Source organism: Endozoicomonas sp. 8E, from assembly GCF_032883915.1.
Taxonomy (GTDB): domain Bacteria; phylum Pseudomonadota; class Gammaproteobacteria; order Pseudomonadales; family Endozoicomonadaceae; genus Endozoicomonas_A.
Genome location: NZ_CP120717.1, coordinates 3,770,160 through 3,785,073 on the forward strand (window position 1 = coordinate 3,770,160; position 14,914 = coordinate 3,785,073).

Below are 14,914 nucleotides of genomic sequence, written 5' to 3' on the forward strand. Positions count from 1 at the left end.
GGACAGTTGAGATGTGTGAACTGCTGGGCATGAGCGCCAACACACCGACCGACATTTGCTTCAGCTTCAGTGGTTTGATGCAGAGAGGCGGACGCACCGGTCCCCACAGTGATGGCTGGGGTATCGTCTTTTATGAAGGAGCGGGTGTGCGTGAATTTCGCGACCCCCATCCAAGCTGTGAGTCAGAAATCGCCAGACTGGTCAGGAATTATCCAATCAAGAGCGATATTGTGATCAGCCATATCCGTCAGGCAAATGCCGGACGGGTTTCTCTGGAAAACACCCACCCTTTTACCCGGGAGTTTTGGGGACGAAACTGGACCTTTGCCCACAATGGCCAGCTTAAGGGTATCAAGAAAAAACCGCTTTGCTATTACCGTCCGGTGGGCACCACTGACAGCGAATATGCTTTCTGCTGGTTAATGTGCCAGCTCAGGGAACGCTTTCCTAAACCCCCCGCCCGAGCTGCAACCCTGCACCGCTATATCCATAAGCTGGCGTTGGAATTAAGAGAGATGGGGGTGTTCAATATGTTATTAACGGATTCAAAACATCTTTATTGCTTCTGCACGACCAAACTAAGCTGGATTACCCGAAAAGCACCTTTTGAAAAAGCGACTCTGAAGGATGATTCATTGAGTGTTGATTTTAAGCAGGTGACAACAAAAAACGATATTGTCACCGTAGTCGCCACCGAGCCTCTGACCACCAATGAGAGCTGGAACATTATGAAGTCCGGAGAATTTATTGCATTCCGGGAAGGCCAGCTTCACTACCACCATGAGTGAAAAATTAACCGGGATGCCTTAAATCCCTGACCATTTAATTACTGCTTAATATCGCTCCAGCGAATTTCTCCGGAGCGAATTCTCTGTGCCGACATGTAATAAACCAGTTGACCCGCTGTTACTCGCTGTTCACCATCGGGGTTGAGAACCAGATCATCACCGGTGGCCGTTTCAGCGACTCCCAGAACAATGGCTTCATGTTGCTCCTTCATAAATTCCAGCAATCGATTGAACCTCACTCCCTTAAAGTCTTCAGGGACTTTAACACTGTATTGTGTGGGGCCAATCAGCGTTGACAGCAGCTGCCCCTGGATTCGAGAAGAGCCGGGGTCCTGAGCTGATCGCACCAGCATCTCCATGGAAACACTGGTATGACACTCCACTTGCGGACAATGGGACTTCAGCAGTTTAACCATATGTTCATACTCAAACCAGGCCACAATATGAGCGGTTTTCGTCATCGCTGTTACGGTCAGGCAGCTGGTCAGTGTTTTGTCATCGTTGGAGCGGTAAATGATGACCCGGTCGGCAGAAATCACTCCTGCCCGACTAAGCAATTCATAATCACTCAGGCTCTTGCCTTGAATAAACAAAACCTGATCAGGAAAAGGGTTGTCCATCTCTTCTGTGGCACAGAGCACCACCTTACGATCTTCTCTGCGGATATCCCCGAAAATCAGTTCGATCATTCTGGCTGTCCTTTCAGGATGCCAGCCCAAAATCACTATATGCCCGGTCAATGCTGAATAATCGCCTTTGCCCTTCATATTTTTTCTCCATAACTCGACAAAAAATGAAGACAGCTTGCCGAGAAAGCCAGCAAAAATCACCAAGCCACCCGGCATTAAAAAAAGTGAAGCAGTCATTTTTCCGCCCGCTGTCTGTGGGGTGAAATCGCCATAACCCACCGTGGTTGCCGTGGCCACAAAATAATAAAACCAGTTCTTTGGAGAAGTCAGTTCCTGTTCTCCGAACAGCCACATTAACAACCAGCTGCCAAAAAATAACAGCAGCAAAACAACAAGCAGTGCCAGCCAGCTCAACCTCATCAGATTCTGAGTGATAAAGTGCAGGCTAGTTTTTATCGGCCCCACGATTTGTTCTCCACGGTCAGTTATGTCTGTCGATCAGAAGTATCATTCCTTCTGTGCCGGTGACGATGACTGAGCAACCTTTCTCAAAGTCTCCGGGCGCTTTAACGGACCAGAGGGTATCACCAACCCTGATCTTTCCCTGCCCGCCAGGCAGGTCATTTTCCAAAACCAGCACCAGGCCGATCAATTGAGCAGAACGCTGATTTAACTGAGGGTGATCACTTTTTTCATTCACCCGACGGAAAAACTTCCAGTAAGCCACCGTAAAGATCAGGCTACCCAATGCAAACCAGACCAGTTGCCAGGCCCAACTGATTTCGGGCAGCAGCCACACCAACGCCGCCAGTAACAAAGCCGCTGCAGCACTGCCCAGAAGGAAGCCACCTGCCCCGAGCGCTTCCAGACCAAGACACAGGAACGCAACAATCAACCAGTGCCAGGGTTGCAAAGTATTCAGAAAGTCCATTGATATACCAGATCCTGTCAAGGTGTTTTCTTCAAGCCATCAACGAGCTCTTTAATACCCGCCAACGAACCAATCACATTACCCGCTTCCAGTGGCATCATGATGGTCTTGCTGTTTTCTGCGGCCGCAACGGATTGCAAGGCATCCACGTATTTTTGCGCAACAAAATAGTTGATAGCCCGGGCGTCGCCATTAGCAATAGCCTGGGAAACGACTTCAGTTGCCCGCGCTTCCGCCTCTGCCAGTCTTTCCCTGGCCTCAGCTTCTCTCTTGGCTGCTTCCAGCTCACCTTCTGCCTGCAGAATCTGAGCCTGTTTTTCACCTTCTGCTACTTTAATTGCCGCTTCCCGGCTACCTTCTGCTTCAAGTATCTGAGCTCTTTTCTCCCGCTCCGCTTTCATCTGACGGGCCATGGATTCCACCAGATCATTAGGAGGAGCAATGTCCCGAATCTCGATGCGAGTCACTTTCACTCCCCATGGGCTGGTAGCTTCGTCCACCTTGACGAGCAGCATGTTGTTAATACGGTCACGGTTGGACAACATCTCATCCAGCTCCATGGAGCCGAGAACCGCACGAATATTTGTCATCACCAGATTCTGCATAGCCCGATAGAGTTCATTGACCTCGTAGGACGCGCGAACAGCATCCTGAACCTGGTAAAAACAAACGGCGTCTGTCGTTACCTGGGCATTATCGGAGGAGATAATTTCCTGTGAAGGTATATCAAGAACCTGCTCCATCATATTGATTTTCTTACCAATCCTGTCAACGACAGGCACTATAACATGCAGACCGGGAGACAGTGTTCGTGTGTACTTACCAAAACGTTCTACAGTGAAATGAAAGCCCTGTGGAACCATTCTGACACCTGTGCCTATCAGCACAGCGATCAGGACTACCAATGCAATGGCTGTAATCTCAAAGCCCATTTAGTCACTCCTTAGCCTGAAAAGTAGAATCAATTGAGCGAATAGTCTGACAGAAAAAATCAACAATGTCCTAAATCTGTCATAGCCCCTATAAAGTCAGGGGAATCATGGAAGGACAGTCTTCGTTGATCGGACAAAATATCAAATAAGTATTCACAGCAGCTACAAACCTCGCTAGAGTGCTGACAGAACTCTAACGCCAAGAAATCCGATTGTGATCATGAAATTCGATTCTACCAACAATTATATTGCAACCAGCGAACTGAAAACTGCTGTGAACGCTGCCATTGCCCTGCAACGTCCTCTTCTGATCAAGGGCGAACCCGGAACCGGAAAAACCATGCTCGCAGAAGAAGTGGCAGAATCCCTGGGCAAACGACTTTTGCAGTGGAACATCAAATCCACCACCAAGGCCCAGCAGGGATTGTATGAGTACGATGCAGTTTCAAGACTGCGCGACTCCCAGCTGGGCGATGAAAAAGTACACGATATCAGCAATTACATCGTCAAGGGTAAATTGTGGGAGGCCTTTGACGCCGATGAACAGGTTGTTCTGCTGATTGATGAAATCGACAAGGCTGATATCGAGTTCCCCAACGATTTGCTTCAGGAACTGGATAAGATGGAGTTCTTTGTGTACGAGACCCGGAAAATGGTCAAGGCTCGACAGCGGCCCATCGTGATCATCACCAGTAACAATGAAAAAGAACTGCCCGATGCGTTTCTCAGACGCTGTTTCTTCCACTACATCCGATTCCCTGATCCGGCCACTATGAAGCAGATTGTCGATGTTCACTTTCCCACCCTGAAGCAGGGGCTGGTTTCCGAAGCTTTGCAGATGTTTTTTGAATTGAGGGATATCCCCGGCCTGAAGAAAAAGCCTTCTACCTCTGAGCTGATTGACTGGCTCAAGCTATTGAACTCTGACGACATACCCGTCGATGTGCTCAGAAACAGCGATGCTCGCAGTGCTATACCGCCACTCTGCGGAGCCCTGGTTAAAAACGAACAGGATATTCATCTACTGGAACGGCTCGCCTTCATGACCCGTCGATAAGGTGAACCGATGCTGACTAACTTTTTCGATACGGTTCGCGCCTTTGGTGTCCCGGCCAGTACCCGAGAATATCTTGACCTGCTCAGAGCTGTGCAGGCTCATGTAGTCTTCGCGGATAACGAAGCTTTCTATCAACTGTCCAGAGCCATACTGGTCAAAGATGAACGTCACTACGACCGCTTCGATAAAGCCTGCAAAGCTTTTTTCGACGGCATTGAGAGCGTTGAAGATCTGCTTGAAGCCACTATACCGGAAGAATGGCTCAGAAAAGAATTCATCAACCAGCTCAGTGAAGAAGAGAGGGAAAAGCTCAAGGCTCTGGGCAGCCTTGAAGAATTGATGGAGACACTGAAGCAGCGTCTGCAGGAGCAAAAAGAACGTCATGCCGGGGGGAACAAATGGATTGGCACTGGCGGCACGTCGCCTTTTGGTGCTTATGGTAACAATCCAATGGGGGTTCGCATTGGGCAACACCAGAGCAGAAACCGGAGCGCCAGTAAAGTCTGGGATAAACGGGAATTTCAAAACCTGGATGACGATGAAAGACTGGGCAGTCGCAATATGAAAATGGCCCTGCGCAGACTCAGAAAATTCGCACGACAGGGAGTTCCGGATCAGCTGGATCTCGATGACACCATTCGATCCACAGCCAATAAAGGGCTGCTGGACATAAAAATGGTTCCGCAAAGGCGTAATTCAGCAAAAGTACTGCTTTTTATGGATATCGGTGGCTCCATGGATGCTCACGTGAAAGACTGTGAAGCACTCTTTTCCTGTGCACGCTCTGAATTCAAGCATATGGAGTTTTTCTACTTTCATAACTATCTCTATGAATGGGTCTGGAAAAACAACGTTCGCCGACAAACTGAAAAGACCGAAACCTGGGACATCGTTCATCGCTTTGGTAAAGACTACAAAGTGATTTTTGTTGGAGATGCCCAGATGTCACCCTATGAAATCACCTCACCGGGCGGAAGCGTTGAACACTGGAATGATGAACCGGGGCACACCTGGATGCAGCGTGTTCTGGATCATTTTGACAATGCTATCTGGTTGAACCCCATCAATAAAGACAGCTGGTTTTTCACCCATTCTACAAAGATCATCCATGAACAGCTGGAGGGCAGAATGTTCCCTCTGACGGTGAAGGGTCTGGAAGAGGGTATGAATGAGTTGTCTACTAAAAGCTGAGTTATGAAAACAGTCAAGGTTATAGAAGATTATCAGGCCTGCTACCCGGACCCAGTGACTTTCAGTGAAGGTGACAGTCTGATATTAGGTAAAAGTGATGATGAATTTCCCGGATGGATCTGGGTCACATCGGGATCGGGCAAAGAAGGCTGGGCCCCCCTGCCACTGATAAGACGCTTGAGTCAGAAAGAGGGGATTGCACTAGAGGACTACAACGCCAGAGAACTCAGCGTGAATGTAGGCGAAGATTTGAGAATCTTGCGTGAGATTAACGCCTGGGGCTGGGTAGAAAATCAACAGAAACAGACGGGCTGGGTGCCTATTTCCAAATTCGCTGAATACTCTCATGAAAGCAATTGATAATGTTACTTTCAACCACTGAAAACAGTCAATGTCCCCTGTGCAGTGCCGTATCCAACGACTTTGCCAGCGATAAAAGAAGAGATTATTTCAGATGCACTAGGTGCTCACTGGTGTTTGCTGATCAAAAAAGCTGGCCAACGCCTGAGCAGGAACGCTCAGAATATGAGCTTCATAAAAACAACGCCTTTGAGCCGGGATATCGGAAATTTCTTTCAAGGGTGGCAGAGCCATTGAAAGACAGAATATCTTTGGATGCAAAGGGACTGGACTTTGGCTGCGGGCCTGGCCCCACACTTTCTTTGATGATGGCTGAAGCCGGTTGGCCTATGGCTCTGTATGACCCCTTTTTCCACCCGGATCAAAGCGCTTTGGAAAAAACATACGATTTTATTACAGCCACTGAAGTCATAGAGCACATCCATCAACCGGATGTATGGTTGCCGAAACTCTGGGGTATGATCAGACCCGACGGGACACTGGTATTCATGACCAAAATGGTGATAGATCAGGAAGCCTTTTGCCGATGGCATTACAAGAATGACCCTACCCATGTCTGTTTTTACTCAATAGAAACCTTTCAGTACCTTGCTGAACAATGGCAGGCAGTGCTCAGTTTTGAAGCTCGGGATGTTATATTTTTCTACAAATCAATACATTGAATAGAGGTATTACTATAAAGCACTCAAAAAAACTTCATCTCGGAAATGTCGAAGAAGTATTCGGGGTTATTTTGCAAGTTGGCAAGTACGAAAGGCACATTGTTTCACTATGCTGGGTACAGTTGAGCAAGAATGGAAAGAGTGTCTAAAAAAACGATCTCTTGACTCAAGGCGACACAAAAGAGCAAATCCGTCTTCTGACGAAGCCAAGAGCCCATTAGAGGCAAGGACTCAAAGAGAAAAGCTGGGCATATTGTTCTCAGGTATCTTTTCTGATGACTTTATAGGGTCCGGAAATTGTCAGATCGCAGTCAGCTCCGATGTTTTTCTTATCAGCGTGACTGAGTTCAGCAGCGATCTTGGCAAAGCTCAGAGAAATCCTTTGGCATTTACAATACCGGTCGACCTCTTCCTGCTGAAGTTCATTTAGATAGCTATCAACGAAATTCTCATTCATTGTTTTTTAGAATACCCTCTAGGGCATTCATGGCTGATAACGAAGCTATCAGACAATTACTCTGTAGACTTACATTAACCCTGAGGGTGTATTATGAGAGCTGACGGCTTCGTTGTTGTTTGATTGCATTGAAGCATATCAAAATTCTGTTGCAAACTTGCTCTCCACCCTGGCAAGTTTTTATTCTTGCTTGATCGCAACCAGGTATGTTTTAGATAAAAAAGATTTCTCTGACGGTTATAGAACACACCAAAGTTCTGGCTTAATCAGCCAATTCAGAGACAATCATAGCTGGATATCGCCCGATACCTGTTTGACCTGAAATAGCTCGAACAATCGATCCGTTTCCTGAGCGAGATGACGATCTCTGGCCATGACTCCTGACCCTTGATCAGACTCATGAGTCCCCCAGGCAACCGTTACTCTGCCCCACTCAATAACCATTCTTGGATGATGTACGTAGGACTCCGCCAGTCCCGCCACCGCATTAAGAAAACAGAGAGACTTCGAATACTTTTTGAAGGTATAGGATCTCTCAAGGTGATCAACGCCTTCATACTGACACAACGTCCAGTTACTCATAAACTATCCTCTTGGTGGTTTATTACCCTACCTGACAGGTATGGCGATAAAGCGCTCTGATGCTACAGAGAAAGTTTATACAGATAACCCAGAAAGGATAAATGAATTTTGGGCTTTGATAGAACCTCCTTGACCAGGAAAAGGCAACTGAATGAATAAACGTGCTAATCAGCAAGGGCTATACAGTATATATCTTTTCAAGACATAACTGCCTGATGGCTTGAGCCTCACATCCATACGCTGCACAGCCTGCTGCACATTACAAGAGCCTTTTATCAGCTCTCTTCGGTTTCTTCCTGATCAACCTTTTCAGCCTGAAGTTGCTCCAACTCCTGCTTGCTGGCATTTAGCTGCTGAGTCAGCTGCTTCTGCTTGGTTTTCAGTGTCCCGTTCTCTGTCGTCAGAGTCCGGTTCTGCTCCTGCAGACGTTTGATCTGTTTCTTCATACGATCAGGATTGCTGGCTCGCAGCGTTTTCAGCTCGTTATCAGCGCTCTTGACCTGCTTGTTCAGCTTTTCAGCCTTCTGCTCAGCCGCATCAAGCCGTGACTTCAGCTGAGTCACTTCTTTATCGTGCTGATCAGTGATATCAAGGAGAGCTTGCAGGCGCTGTTGCTCAATAACGTCCAGTTCTTCATTTTTAAAGAAACGGCCTCCCGCGCTCAGGGTACCCATATTAATTACCTACCTCCGAAAAGAGTTTGAAGTGATGACAATAGGAAGCAGCCCTTGCCAGCGCAGGGCATCCACACATGTATGGGGGATATTTGATAATGAGATCAATTGTTCTTCATTCAATGGCTGGCAAAAGCAGACTGACTTTAGACGGAGGCAAGTCTATTACACTTGCCTCCCCTAGGAAAGCGCAATTTACACAATTTTTTGCAATGCTGCCAGTTTATTTGCTCATTCTGGCAGCATTATTGGTCAATCAGGCTTCTGGTATGGCCTCCAGTGTTTTAATCAGGTAGTTCCAGAAATTTTCAACAGCCGGAATATGAACCTTTTCATCCGGCGAATGGGGGAACCGAATGGTTGGGCCAAATGAAATCATGTCCCAGTTTGGGTAAGCACTCCCCAGTAACCCGCACTCCAGGCCAGCATGAATAACTTTGATCTCAGGCTCGTAACCGAACAGCTGTTCATGAATATCCTTCATGGTTTTCAAAATAGTGGACTCGGTATTAGGCTTCCATCCGGGGTAAGCCCCCTGTTTTTTGACTTCTGCTCCCATTAACCGATAAAGACCAGCAATACTCTCGGCATGTTCTTCCCTCGCACTGTCAATGAGGCTTCGCACCATATTTTCTATGGTAATCCGACCCTCCTTTATCTTGATGACCGCAAGGTTATTTGACGTTTCCACCACGCCTTCGACACTCAGACTCATTCGGTGGACGCCATTTGGAGATACATGCAGGGTGTCCAAGAGCTGACTTTGTGCCTCAAGGGGCATAGCCTTCTGAACAGATTCTGAGGCCTGTATAACAAGACTTAGATCTGGCTCTACTTCTGCCAGCTCTGTGCGGAATACATTCAGATACTCATCAACTATGCGGGCAGCTTCTTCGCGATTGCATGAAGGGATAGCTACCTGAGCAAAGGCTTCTCTCGGGATTGCATTTCTGAGTGAACCGCCGGAATATTCTGCCAGTCTGGCACCTATTCCAGTCAAGGCTTTCAGTAGCCTCACCATCAGTTTATTGGCATTACCCCGCTGCAGTTTAATATCAACGCCGGAATGACCGCCTTTCAGGCCTTTCAACGCAAGACTGAAACTGCTATACCCCTCCTCCAGAGACTCTTCCTGATAGCTGTGAGAAACAGAAATATCGACACCACCAGCACAGCCAACGTAGAGTTCTCCTTCATCTTCAGAGTCCATGTTCAGCATAATCTCACCGTTCAGCAAACCTGGCTTAAGACCGTGAGCACCGCTCATGCCACTCTCTTCATCAATGGTAAACAGAGCTTCAACAGGACCATGAGGAATATCCGTCGACTCAAATACTGCCATAGCCGCCGCAACACCAATACCGTTATCAGCTCCCAGAGTGGTTCCTTCTGCAGTAACCCAATCGCCATCAACGTACGCCCTGATAGGATCTTTAGTAAAATCATGTTCCGTATCCGCGTTTTTTTGAGGCACCATGTCCAGATGACTCTGGAGAACGACACCACGGCAGTTCTCCATACCCTGAGTAGCTGGCTTGCGGATGATCACATTGCCAACTTCATCTACCAGGGTATCCAGGCCAAGATTTTCGCCAAACTCCTTTACGTAGGCGCGCACAGCATCTTCATGTTTGGAGGGACGGGGAATCTTGCAAAGTGCCTGAAAGTGTCGCCAAATAGGTTGATGGGATAATTCAACTAGCTGGGTCACAGCTATCTCCTGTTGATGAGGGGAAAGGAGTCTATGAAAATAGCCCCTGCGAGAACGAACGCCCATTAGTGAATACACCAATCAAAGACCGAGATTACCGTATTCACCAGAAGCAAAATCGAAGACTTAATCTATTTTTTTACCCGGTTGCCCAGATAATGCGTAAAACCATACCTCTACTTGATCCGGATAAACCTCAATTCCCTGCCGTTCATGAGGCTCTGGATTACCCTGATGGCCTATTGGCCATGGGTGGCAACCTTGCCCCTGAGACACTGACAGACGCATACAAGAGGGGCATATTCCCGTGGTTCAACAAAGGCGAACCCATTCTTTGGTGGTCTCCTAACCCAAGAATGGTGCTTTATCCAGAGCACCTGCACATTAGCCGCTCCATGAAGCGCTTTCTAAAAAAGCACCCTTATCGAGTGAGTTTTGATGAAGCCTTCAGTGAGGTCATGACTGCCTGCTCGTCTCCACGGACCAATCAGGATGGCACATGGATCATCAAAGAAATGAAAGAAGCCTATACTGCCCTTTTTAAAGAGGGTCTGGCTCATTCGGTGGAAGTCTGGTCAGACGATAAGCTGGTGGGCGGGCTGTATGGCGTTACGATTGACAAAGTATTCTTTGGAGAGTCCATGTTCAGTTTCGAAGCCAACACTTCAAAACTTGCAATGATTATGTTGTGCAAAGAGTTACTGAATAGGAACTTCCATCTGATCGATTGCCAGATACACAGCCCTCACCTGGAATCACTGGGCGCGAGAATGATAAGCCGGGATGCATTTCTCAAGGCATTGAAAGACGGTTGCCGAACGCCTGCAACCAGTGCACACTGGAATTAGATAGGGCAAAGGACGGCCGAAGCTGATGAGCGCACTTAAAGACCTAAAATTCTACGCAACCCAGCCACATAGCTGCAGCTATCTGGAGGATAAGCAGGCTATAACATTATTTATGGATCCCGACAAAGACTTGGATCCAGCTCTTTACCGACACTTGGCCGACATAGGGTTTCGAAGAAGCGGTCAACACGTATACAGACCTCACTGCCAAGGCTGCAGCGCTTGTATTCCGGCCAGAGTAGTTGTCAACAGTTTCGAACCCAGACGCAAGCATAGAAAACTATTCAAAAAAAATCAGGATCTCCTGATCACTCGATCCGAAGCTTCATATGATGAAGAGACCTATCAGCTTTACAAAAAATACATCTCCGTGCAGCACCGCGATGGCGACATGTACCCTCCCTCCATGGAGCAATTCCAATCCTTTTTGGTAGGTTGCCCTGAATTCTGTTGCTACTACAAATTCTGGCTGGACGAAAAACTGGTGGCTGTCGCAGTCACCGACGAGCTGTCAAATGGACTCTCTGCAATTTATACCTTTTATGACCCTGAAGTCAGCAAAACCAGGAGCCTGGGTAGTTACTGCATTCTCTGGCAGATAGAGGAAGCCAAAAAACTAGGGCTCAAGCACCTCCACTTGGGCTATTGGATCAAGGACTGCAAAAAAATGAGTTACAAAATTCAATACCGTCCTCTGGAAGTCTACGTTAACAACCGCTGGGTTACTTTGAAGTAGTCGCCCTAACGCATGCTGTAGCTGATTATTTAGACAGGCTGAATCAGCTACAGCGTCATCACCTCTCAGTCAATTCACCGTGTTACCTGGTTAATCAGGATTGAAAGTGATGACAAACAATGTTTTTAAATGGATAAAGGCCGGTTCACTTTGCTTTAAAGCTGGTTTTCAGGCAGAATGCCTGCCAGATTTATTCAGCTAACGCTCTATTCCTGAGGTCAAACTTTATATGGCGAAAGAAGAAAGTCTTGAAATGGAAGGCACTGTCATTGACACCCTACCTAATACTATGTTCCGTGTAGAACTGGAAAACGGCCACGTTGTGACCGCTCATATTTCAGGCAAAATGCGTAAAAACTACATCCGCATTTTGACAGGTGACAAGGTCAAAGTTGAACTGACCCCTTATGATCTGACCAAAGGTCGTATCACATACCGTTCCCGCTGACAGGGGCCTCTTGCCCCTGTCCCTCTCCTGGCATTTTTCAGCCCTGCTCACCGTCCACAACTTCAAGATCTGAAGTCAGGCTCTTGGCAGGTTCGAACTTTAGGAACAACCCTCCTTTCTTGACCGTCACGCGAACAAATCCACCGTTCTCAGACAGCTTACCAAAAAGGATCTGTTCCGCCAGGGGCTTCTTGAGGTGTTCCTGAATAATACGCCCCATAGGACGAGCACCCATCATACGATCATAACCTTTCTCTGCCAGCCACTCTCGTGCTTTATCATCAACGTCAATCTGGACCATCCTCTCATCCAGCTGCGCCTGAAGCTCTGTAAGGAACTTATCGACAACATGCTTGATAGTATCTTCAGTCAGTGAGTCAAAGGGAATGATGGAGTCAAGACGATTCCTGAATTCCGGTGTAAAGGTTTTCTTAATGGCTTCCATACCGTCTGTCGTATGATCCTGCTCAGTGAAACCAATAGAAGTACGCGTCATGCTCTCAGCACCGGCATTGGTCGTCATGATCAGAATAACATTTCTAAAGTCAGCTTTACGACCATTGTTGTCTGTTAGAGTGCCGTGGTCCATCACCTGCAAAAGCAGGTTAAACACATCCGGATGTCCTTTCTCAATTTCGTCCAGCAACAAGACACAATGGGGTGTCTTGTTGATCGCTTCTGTCAAAAGTCCACCCTGGTCATAACCGACATAGCCAGGAGGCGCACCAATCAGTCTTGAAACGGTGTGAGCTTCCATGTACTCGGACATATCAAAACGGACCAGCTCAACCCCCATGGACTTGGCTAACTGACGACAAACTTCCGTTTTGCCGACACCTGTTGGTCCAGAGAACAGGAAAGCACCCACCGGCTTGTCAGGCGCCTTCAAACCAGCACGTGACAATTTAATCGCAGTTGAAAGAGAAACAATGGCTTCGTCCTGACCGAAGACCACCATCTTGAGATTTCTTTCAAGCTTGGAGAGTAACTCTTTATCAGAAGAAGAGACAGACTTAGGTGGAATCCGTGCAATCTTGGCGACAATACTTTCAACATCACCCACCTCAATGAACTTCTTGCGCTCGTTTTCTGGCAAAAGACGCTGATAAGCACCAGCCTCATCAATAACGTCAATCGCTTTGTCAGGCATATGACGATCGTTAATATAGCGACTAGCTAACTCTGCTGCTGCTTTCAGGGCATCATCCTTGTATTCAATGGTGTGATGCTCTTCAAAGCGGCTCTTGAGTCCACGAAGAATATCAATGGTATCGTCAACACTCGGTTCACTGATGTCCACTTTCTGGAAACGACGGGCCAGGGCACGATCTTTTTCGAAAATACCTCGAAACTCTTGAAAGGTCGTTGAGCCGATGCAACGAAGATCACCGGAAGTCAGTAGTGGCTTTAAAAGATTAGAAGCATCCATCACACCACCGGATGCAGCGCCGGCACCAATAATAGTGTGAATCTCATCAATGAAGAGAATGGCGTTATCGAGCTTTTTAAGTTCGCTGAGCAACTTTTTGAACCGCTTCTCAAAATCACCACGGTATTTGGTTCCAGCCAGCAACGAACCAAGATCCAGAGAGTACACAACCGCTTTGGAGAGCACCTCAGGCACCTCTCCGTCCACAATTCTTTTTGCCAGACCTTCAGCAACCGCTGTTTTACCTACACCGGCCTCACCCACCAGCAGAGGATTATTCTTACGACGTCGCGTCAATATCTGGGATACCCGCTCAACCTCTTCTGCCCGACCTACCAGTGGATCAATCTTACCTATACGGGCCTGTTCGTTCAGGTTAGTGGCGTAATTCTTAAGGGGGTCTTTACCGGCGGCCTCAGAGTCAGTGCTTTCCTCCATAAGTTCACCACCCAACTCTTCCAACTCATTACCCGGCATTTTGGAAATTCCGTGAGCGATATAATTTACGACATCTATGCGAGCAACGTCCTGCTGCTTTAGAAAATAAACGGCCTGACTCTCTTGCTCACTGAAGATTGCAACCAGAACATTTGCTCCGGTCACTTCTTTTTTTCCTGAGCTTTGCACATGAAAAACAGCGCGTTGCAGAACTCTCTGAAATCCGAGAGTGGGTTGGGTTTCTCGCTCGGTATCGTTGGTGGGTATTAAAGGAGTTGTTGAATCAACAAAATCAATCAGCTCCCTGCGCAGCTTTTCGGTTTCTACACCACAAGCTACCAGAACACGGGACGCGGATTCATTATCAAGCAGTGCCAGAAGCAGATGTTCCACGGTCATGAATTCATGTCGCTTGCTTCTTACATCACGAAAAGCACTGTTAAGAGTCAGTTCGAGGTCTTTATTGAGCATATGATATTACCCTGAGAACACTAATCGGCCTTAATTGTTTTGCACAACAGGGGATGCTGGAATTCTCTGGAGTACTCGTTGACTTGCTGGGCTTTGGTTTCAGCCACATCCTTGCTGAATAATCCACATACAGCCTTGCCTTGCGTATGAACCATCAGCATGATTTGTGTTGCCTGTTCACTACTCATGCTGAAAAACTTCTCCAGGACCTCAACCACAAAATCCATCGGTGTAAAATCATCATTCAAGAGCAGTACCTGATACATAGCGGGCGGTTTGACTCTGGCTTTAGCTGGTGCCAGTGCTACATCATGATCGCCTTCCTGCTCTATCCCTTCATTCTCTAAGCTTAGACGAAGCCACTCAAAGTTACTCATGTATTGATGAACTGCTATCTGCTGCATTGCACTCGCTTCCAGGTGAATTTACAGCTGAATTAACCAGGCTCTGGACCGCCTGTAACCAGGTGTCGATGACGAACAAACGTCAAAAGCACCACACCCTGAATACCATTCTAAACACGCTGAGAGCAAAGAAAAACAATTTACGTCACTCGTCACTTCAAAAGCT

17 protein-coding genes are annotated in these 14,914 nt (G+C 47.4%); 8 read left to right on the forward strand and 9 right to left on the reverse strand.

All coding sequences use genetic code 11. The features are described 5' to 3' along the window. Positions 1 to 11 precede the first annotated feature (11 nt). Positions 12 to 788 carry a class II glutamine amidotransferase gene (locus P6910_RS12405; protein ID WP_317141612.1) on the forward strand — a complete coding sequence of 259 codons (777 nt, stop codon included), beginning with the start codon at positions 12 to 14 and terminating at the stop codon, positions 786 to 788. A 38-nt stretch (positions 789 to 826) separates the two neighbouring features. Here the strand turns inward: P6910_RS12405 and P6910_RS12410 are convergent, their stop codons facing one another. The 3 genes from P6910_RS12410 to P6910_RS12420 all read right to left on the reverse strand — a co-directional run bounded on the left by P6910_RS12410 (position 827) and on the right by P6910_RS12420 (position 3,280). Beyond that, the gene (locus P6910_RS12410) at positions 827 to 1,837 is read right to left on the reverse strand and encodes a potassium channel family protein (protein WP_317141613.1); all 1,011 of its coding nucleotides are present in this window, start codon (positions 1,835 to 1,837) and stop codon (positions 827 to 829) included. Between the two features lie 61 nt (positions 1,838 to 1,898). After that, positions 1,899 to 2,348: an NfeD family protein gene (locus P6910_RS12415; protein WP_317141614.1), complete on the reverse strand. Its 450-nt coding sequence runs from the start codon at positions 2,346 to 2,348 to the stop codon at positions 1,899 to 1,901. 17 nt (positions 2,349 to 2,365) lie between these two features. Next, positions 2,366 to 3,280: an SPFH domain-containing protein gene (locus tag P6910_RS12420; protein WP_317141615.1), complete on the reverse strand. Its 915-nt coding sequence runs from the start codon at positions 3,278 to 3,280 to the stop codon at positions 2,366 to 2,368. Between the two features lie 220 nt (positions 3,281 to 3,500). On the opposite strand from P6910_RS12420, the gene P6910_RS12425 reads away from it, so the two are divergent. From P6910_RS12425 to P6910_RS12440, 4 genes are read left to right on the forward strand one after another with little or no spacing between them, the layout of a single operon-like run. Continuing rightward, entirely contained in the window at positions 3,501 to 4,337 is an 837-nt protein-coding gene (locus P6910_RS12425; RefSeq protein ID WP_317141616.1) for a MoxR family ATPase, read from the forward strand. Between the two features lie 9 nt (positions 4,338 to 4,346). Beyond that, a complete protein-coding gene (locus P6910_RS12430) occupies positions 4,347 to 5,528 on the forward strand; it encodes a vWA domain-containing protein (protein WP_317141617.1) in 1,182 nt (393 codons plus the stop codon). A gap of 3 nt (positions 5,529 to 5,531) precedes the next feature. After that, complete coding sequence (locus P6910_RS12435) at positions 5,532 to 5,888, forward strand: SH3 domain-containing protein (protein WP_317141618.1); 357 nt, start codon at positions 5,532 to 5,534, stop codon at positions 5,886 to 5,888. Between the two features lie 2 nt (positions 5,889 to 5,890). Then, positions 5,891 to 6,550, forward strand: coding sequence for a class I SAM-dependent methyltransferase (locus P6910_RS12440; RefSeq protein ID WP_317141619.1), 660 nt, complete (start codon positions 5,891 to 5,893; stop codon positions 6,548 to 6,550). Between the two features lie 259 nt (positions 6,551 to 6,809). On the opposite strand, the gene P6910_RS12445 is transcribed toward P6910_RS12440, so the two are convergent. From P6910_RS12445 to P6910_RS12460, 4 genes are all read right to left on the reverse strand, one after another. Then, a complete protein-coding gene (locus P6910_RS12445) occupies positions 6,810 to 7,007 on the reverse strand; it encodes a hypothetical protein (RefSeq protein ID WP_317141620.1) in 198 nt (65 codons plus the stop codon). 285 nt (positions 7,008 to 7,292) lie between these two features. Next, positions 7,293 to 7,589, reverse strand: a complete 297-nt coding sequence (locus P6910_RS12450) for a 4a-hydroxytetrahydrobiopterin dehydratase (RefSeq protein WP_317141621.1) — start codon at positions 7,587 to 7,589, stop codon at positions 7,293 to 7,295. 275 nt (positions 7,590 to 7,864) lie between these two features. Further along, the gene (locus P6910_RS12455) at positions 7,865 to 8,263 is read right to left on the reverse strand and encodes a hypothetical protein (protein WP_317141622.1); all 399 of its coding nucleotides are present in this window, start codon (positions 8,261 to 8,263) and stop codon (positions 7,865 to 7,867) included. Positions 8,264 to 8,519: 256 nt separating this feature from the next. Further along, positions 8,520 to 9,974 carry an aminoacyl-histidine dipeptidase gene (locus tag P6910_RS12460; RefSeq protein ID WP_317141623.1) on the reverse strand — a complete coding sequence of 485 codons (1,455 nt, stop codon included), beginning with the start codon at positions 9,972 to 9,974 and terminating at the stop codon, positions 8,520 to 8,522. Between the two features lie 158 nt (positions 9,975 to 10,132). Here P6910_RS12460 and aat point away from each other — a divergent pair, with 158 nt between their 5' ends. From aat to infA, 3 genes are all read left to right on the forward strand, one after another. Beyond that, positions 10,133 to 10,822: a leucyl/phenylalanyl-tRNA--protein transferase gene (gene aat / locus P6910_RS12465; RefSeq protein ID WP_317141624.1), complete on the forward strand. Its 690-nt coding sequence runs from the start codon at positions 10,133 to 10,135 to the stop codon at positions 10,820 to 10,822. A 25-nt stretch (positions 10,823 to 10,847) separates the two neighbouring features. Continuing rightward, positions 10,848 to 11,558, forward strand: a complete 711-nt coding sequence (locus P6910_RS12470; protein ID WP_317141625.1) for an arginyltransferase — start codon at positions 10,848 to 10,850, stop codon at positions 11,556 to 11,558. A gap of 229 nt (positions 11,559 to 11,787) precedes the next feature. Continuing rightward, positions 11,788 to 12,006, forward strand: a complete 219-nt coding sequence (gene infA, locus P6910_RS12475; protein WP_252180026.1) for a translation initiation factor IF-1 — start codon at positions 11,788 to 11,790, stop codon at positions 12,004 to 12,006. Positions 12,007 to 12,043: 37 nt separating this feature from the next. On the opposite strand, the gene clpA is transcribed toward infA, so the two are convergent. Both clpA and clpS read right to left on the reverse strand, forming a co-directional pair. Continuing rightward, on the reverse strand, positions 12,044 to 14,344 hold the full coding sequence (gene clpA / locus P6910_RS12480) for an ATP-dependent Clp protease ATP-binding subunit ClpA (protein WP_317141626.1): 2,301 nt from the start codon (positions 14,342 to 14,344) through the stop codon (positions 12,044 to 12,046). Positions 14,345 to 14,364: 20 nt separating this feature from the next. Beyond that, positions 14,365 to 14,748, reverse strand: a complete 384-nt coding sequence (clpS, locus tag P6910_RS12485) for an ATP-dependent Clp protease adapter ClpS (RefSeq protein WP_317141627.1) — start codon at positions 14,746 to 14,748, stop codon at positions 14,365 to 14,367. Positions 14,749 to 14,914 lie beyond the last annotated feature (166 nt).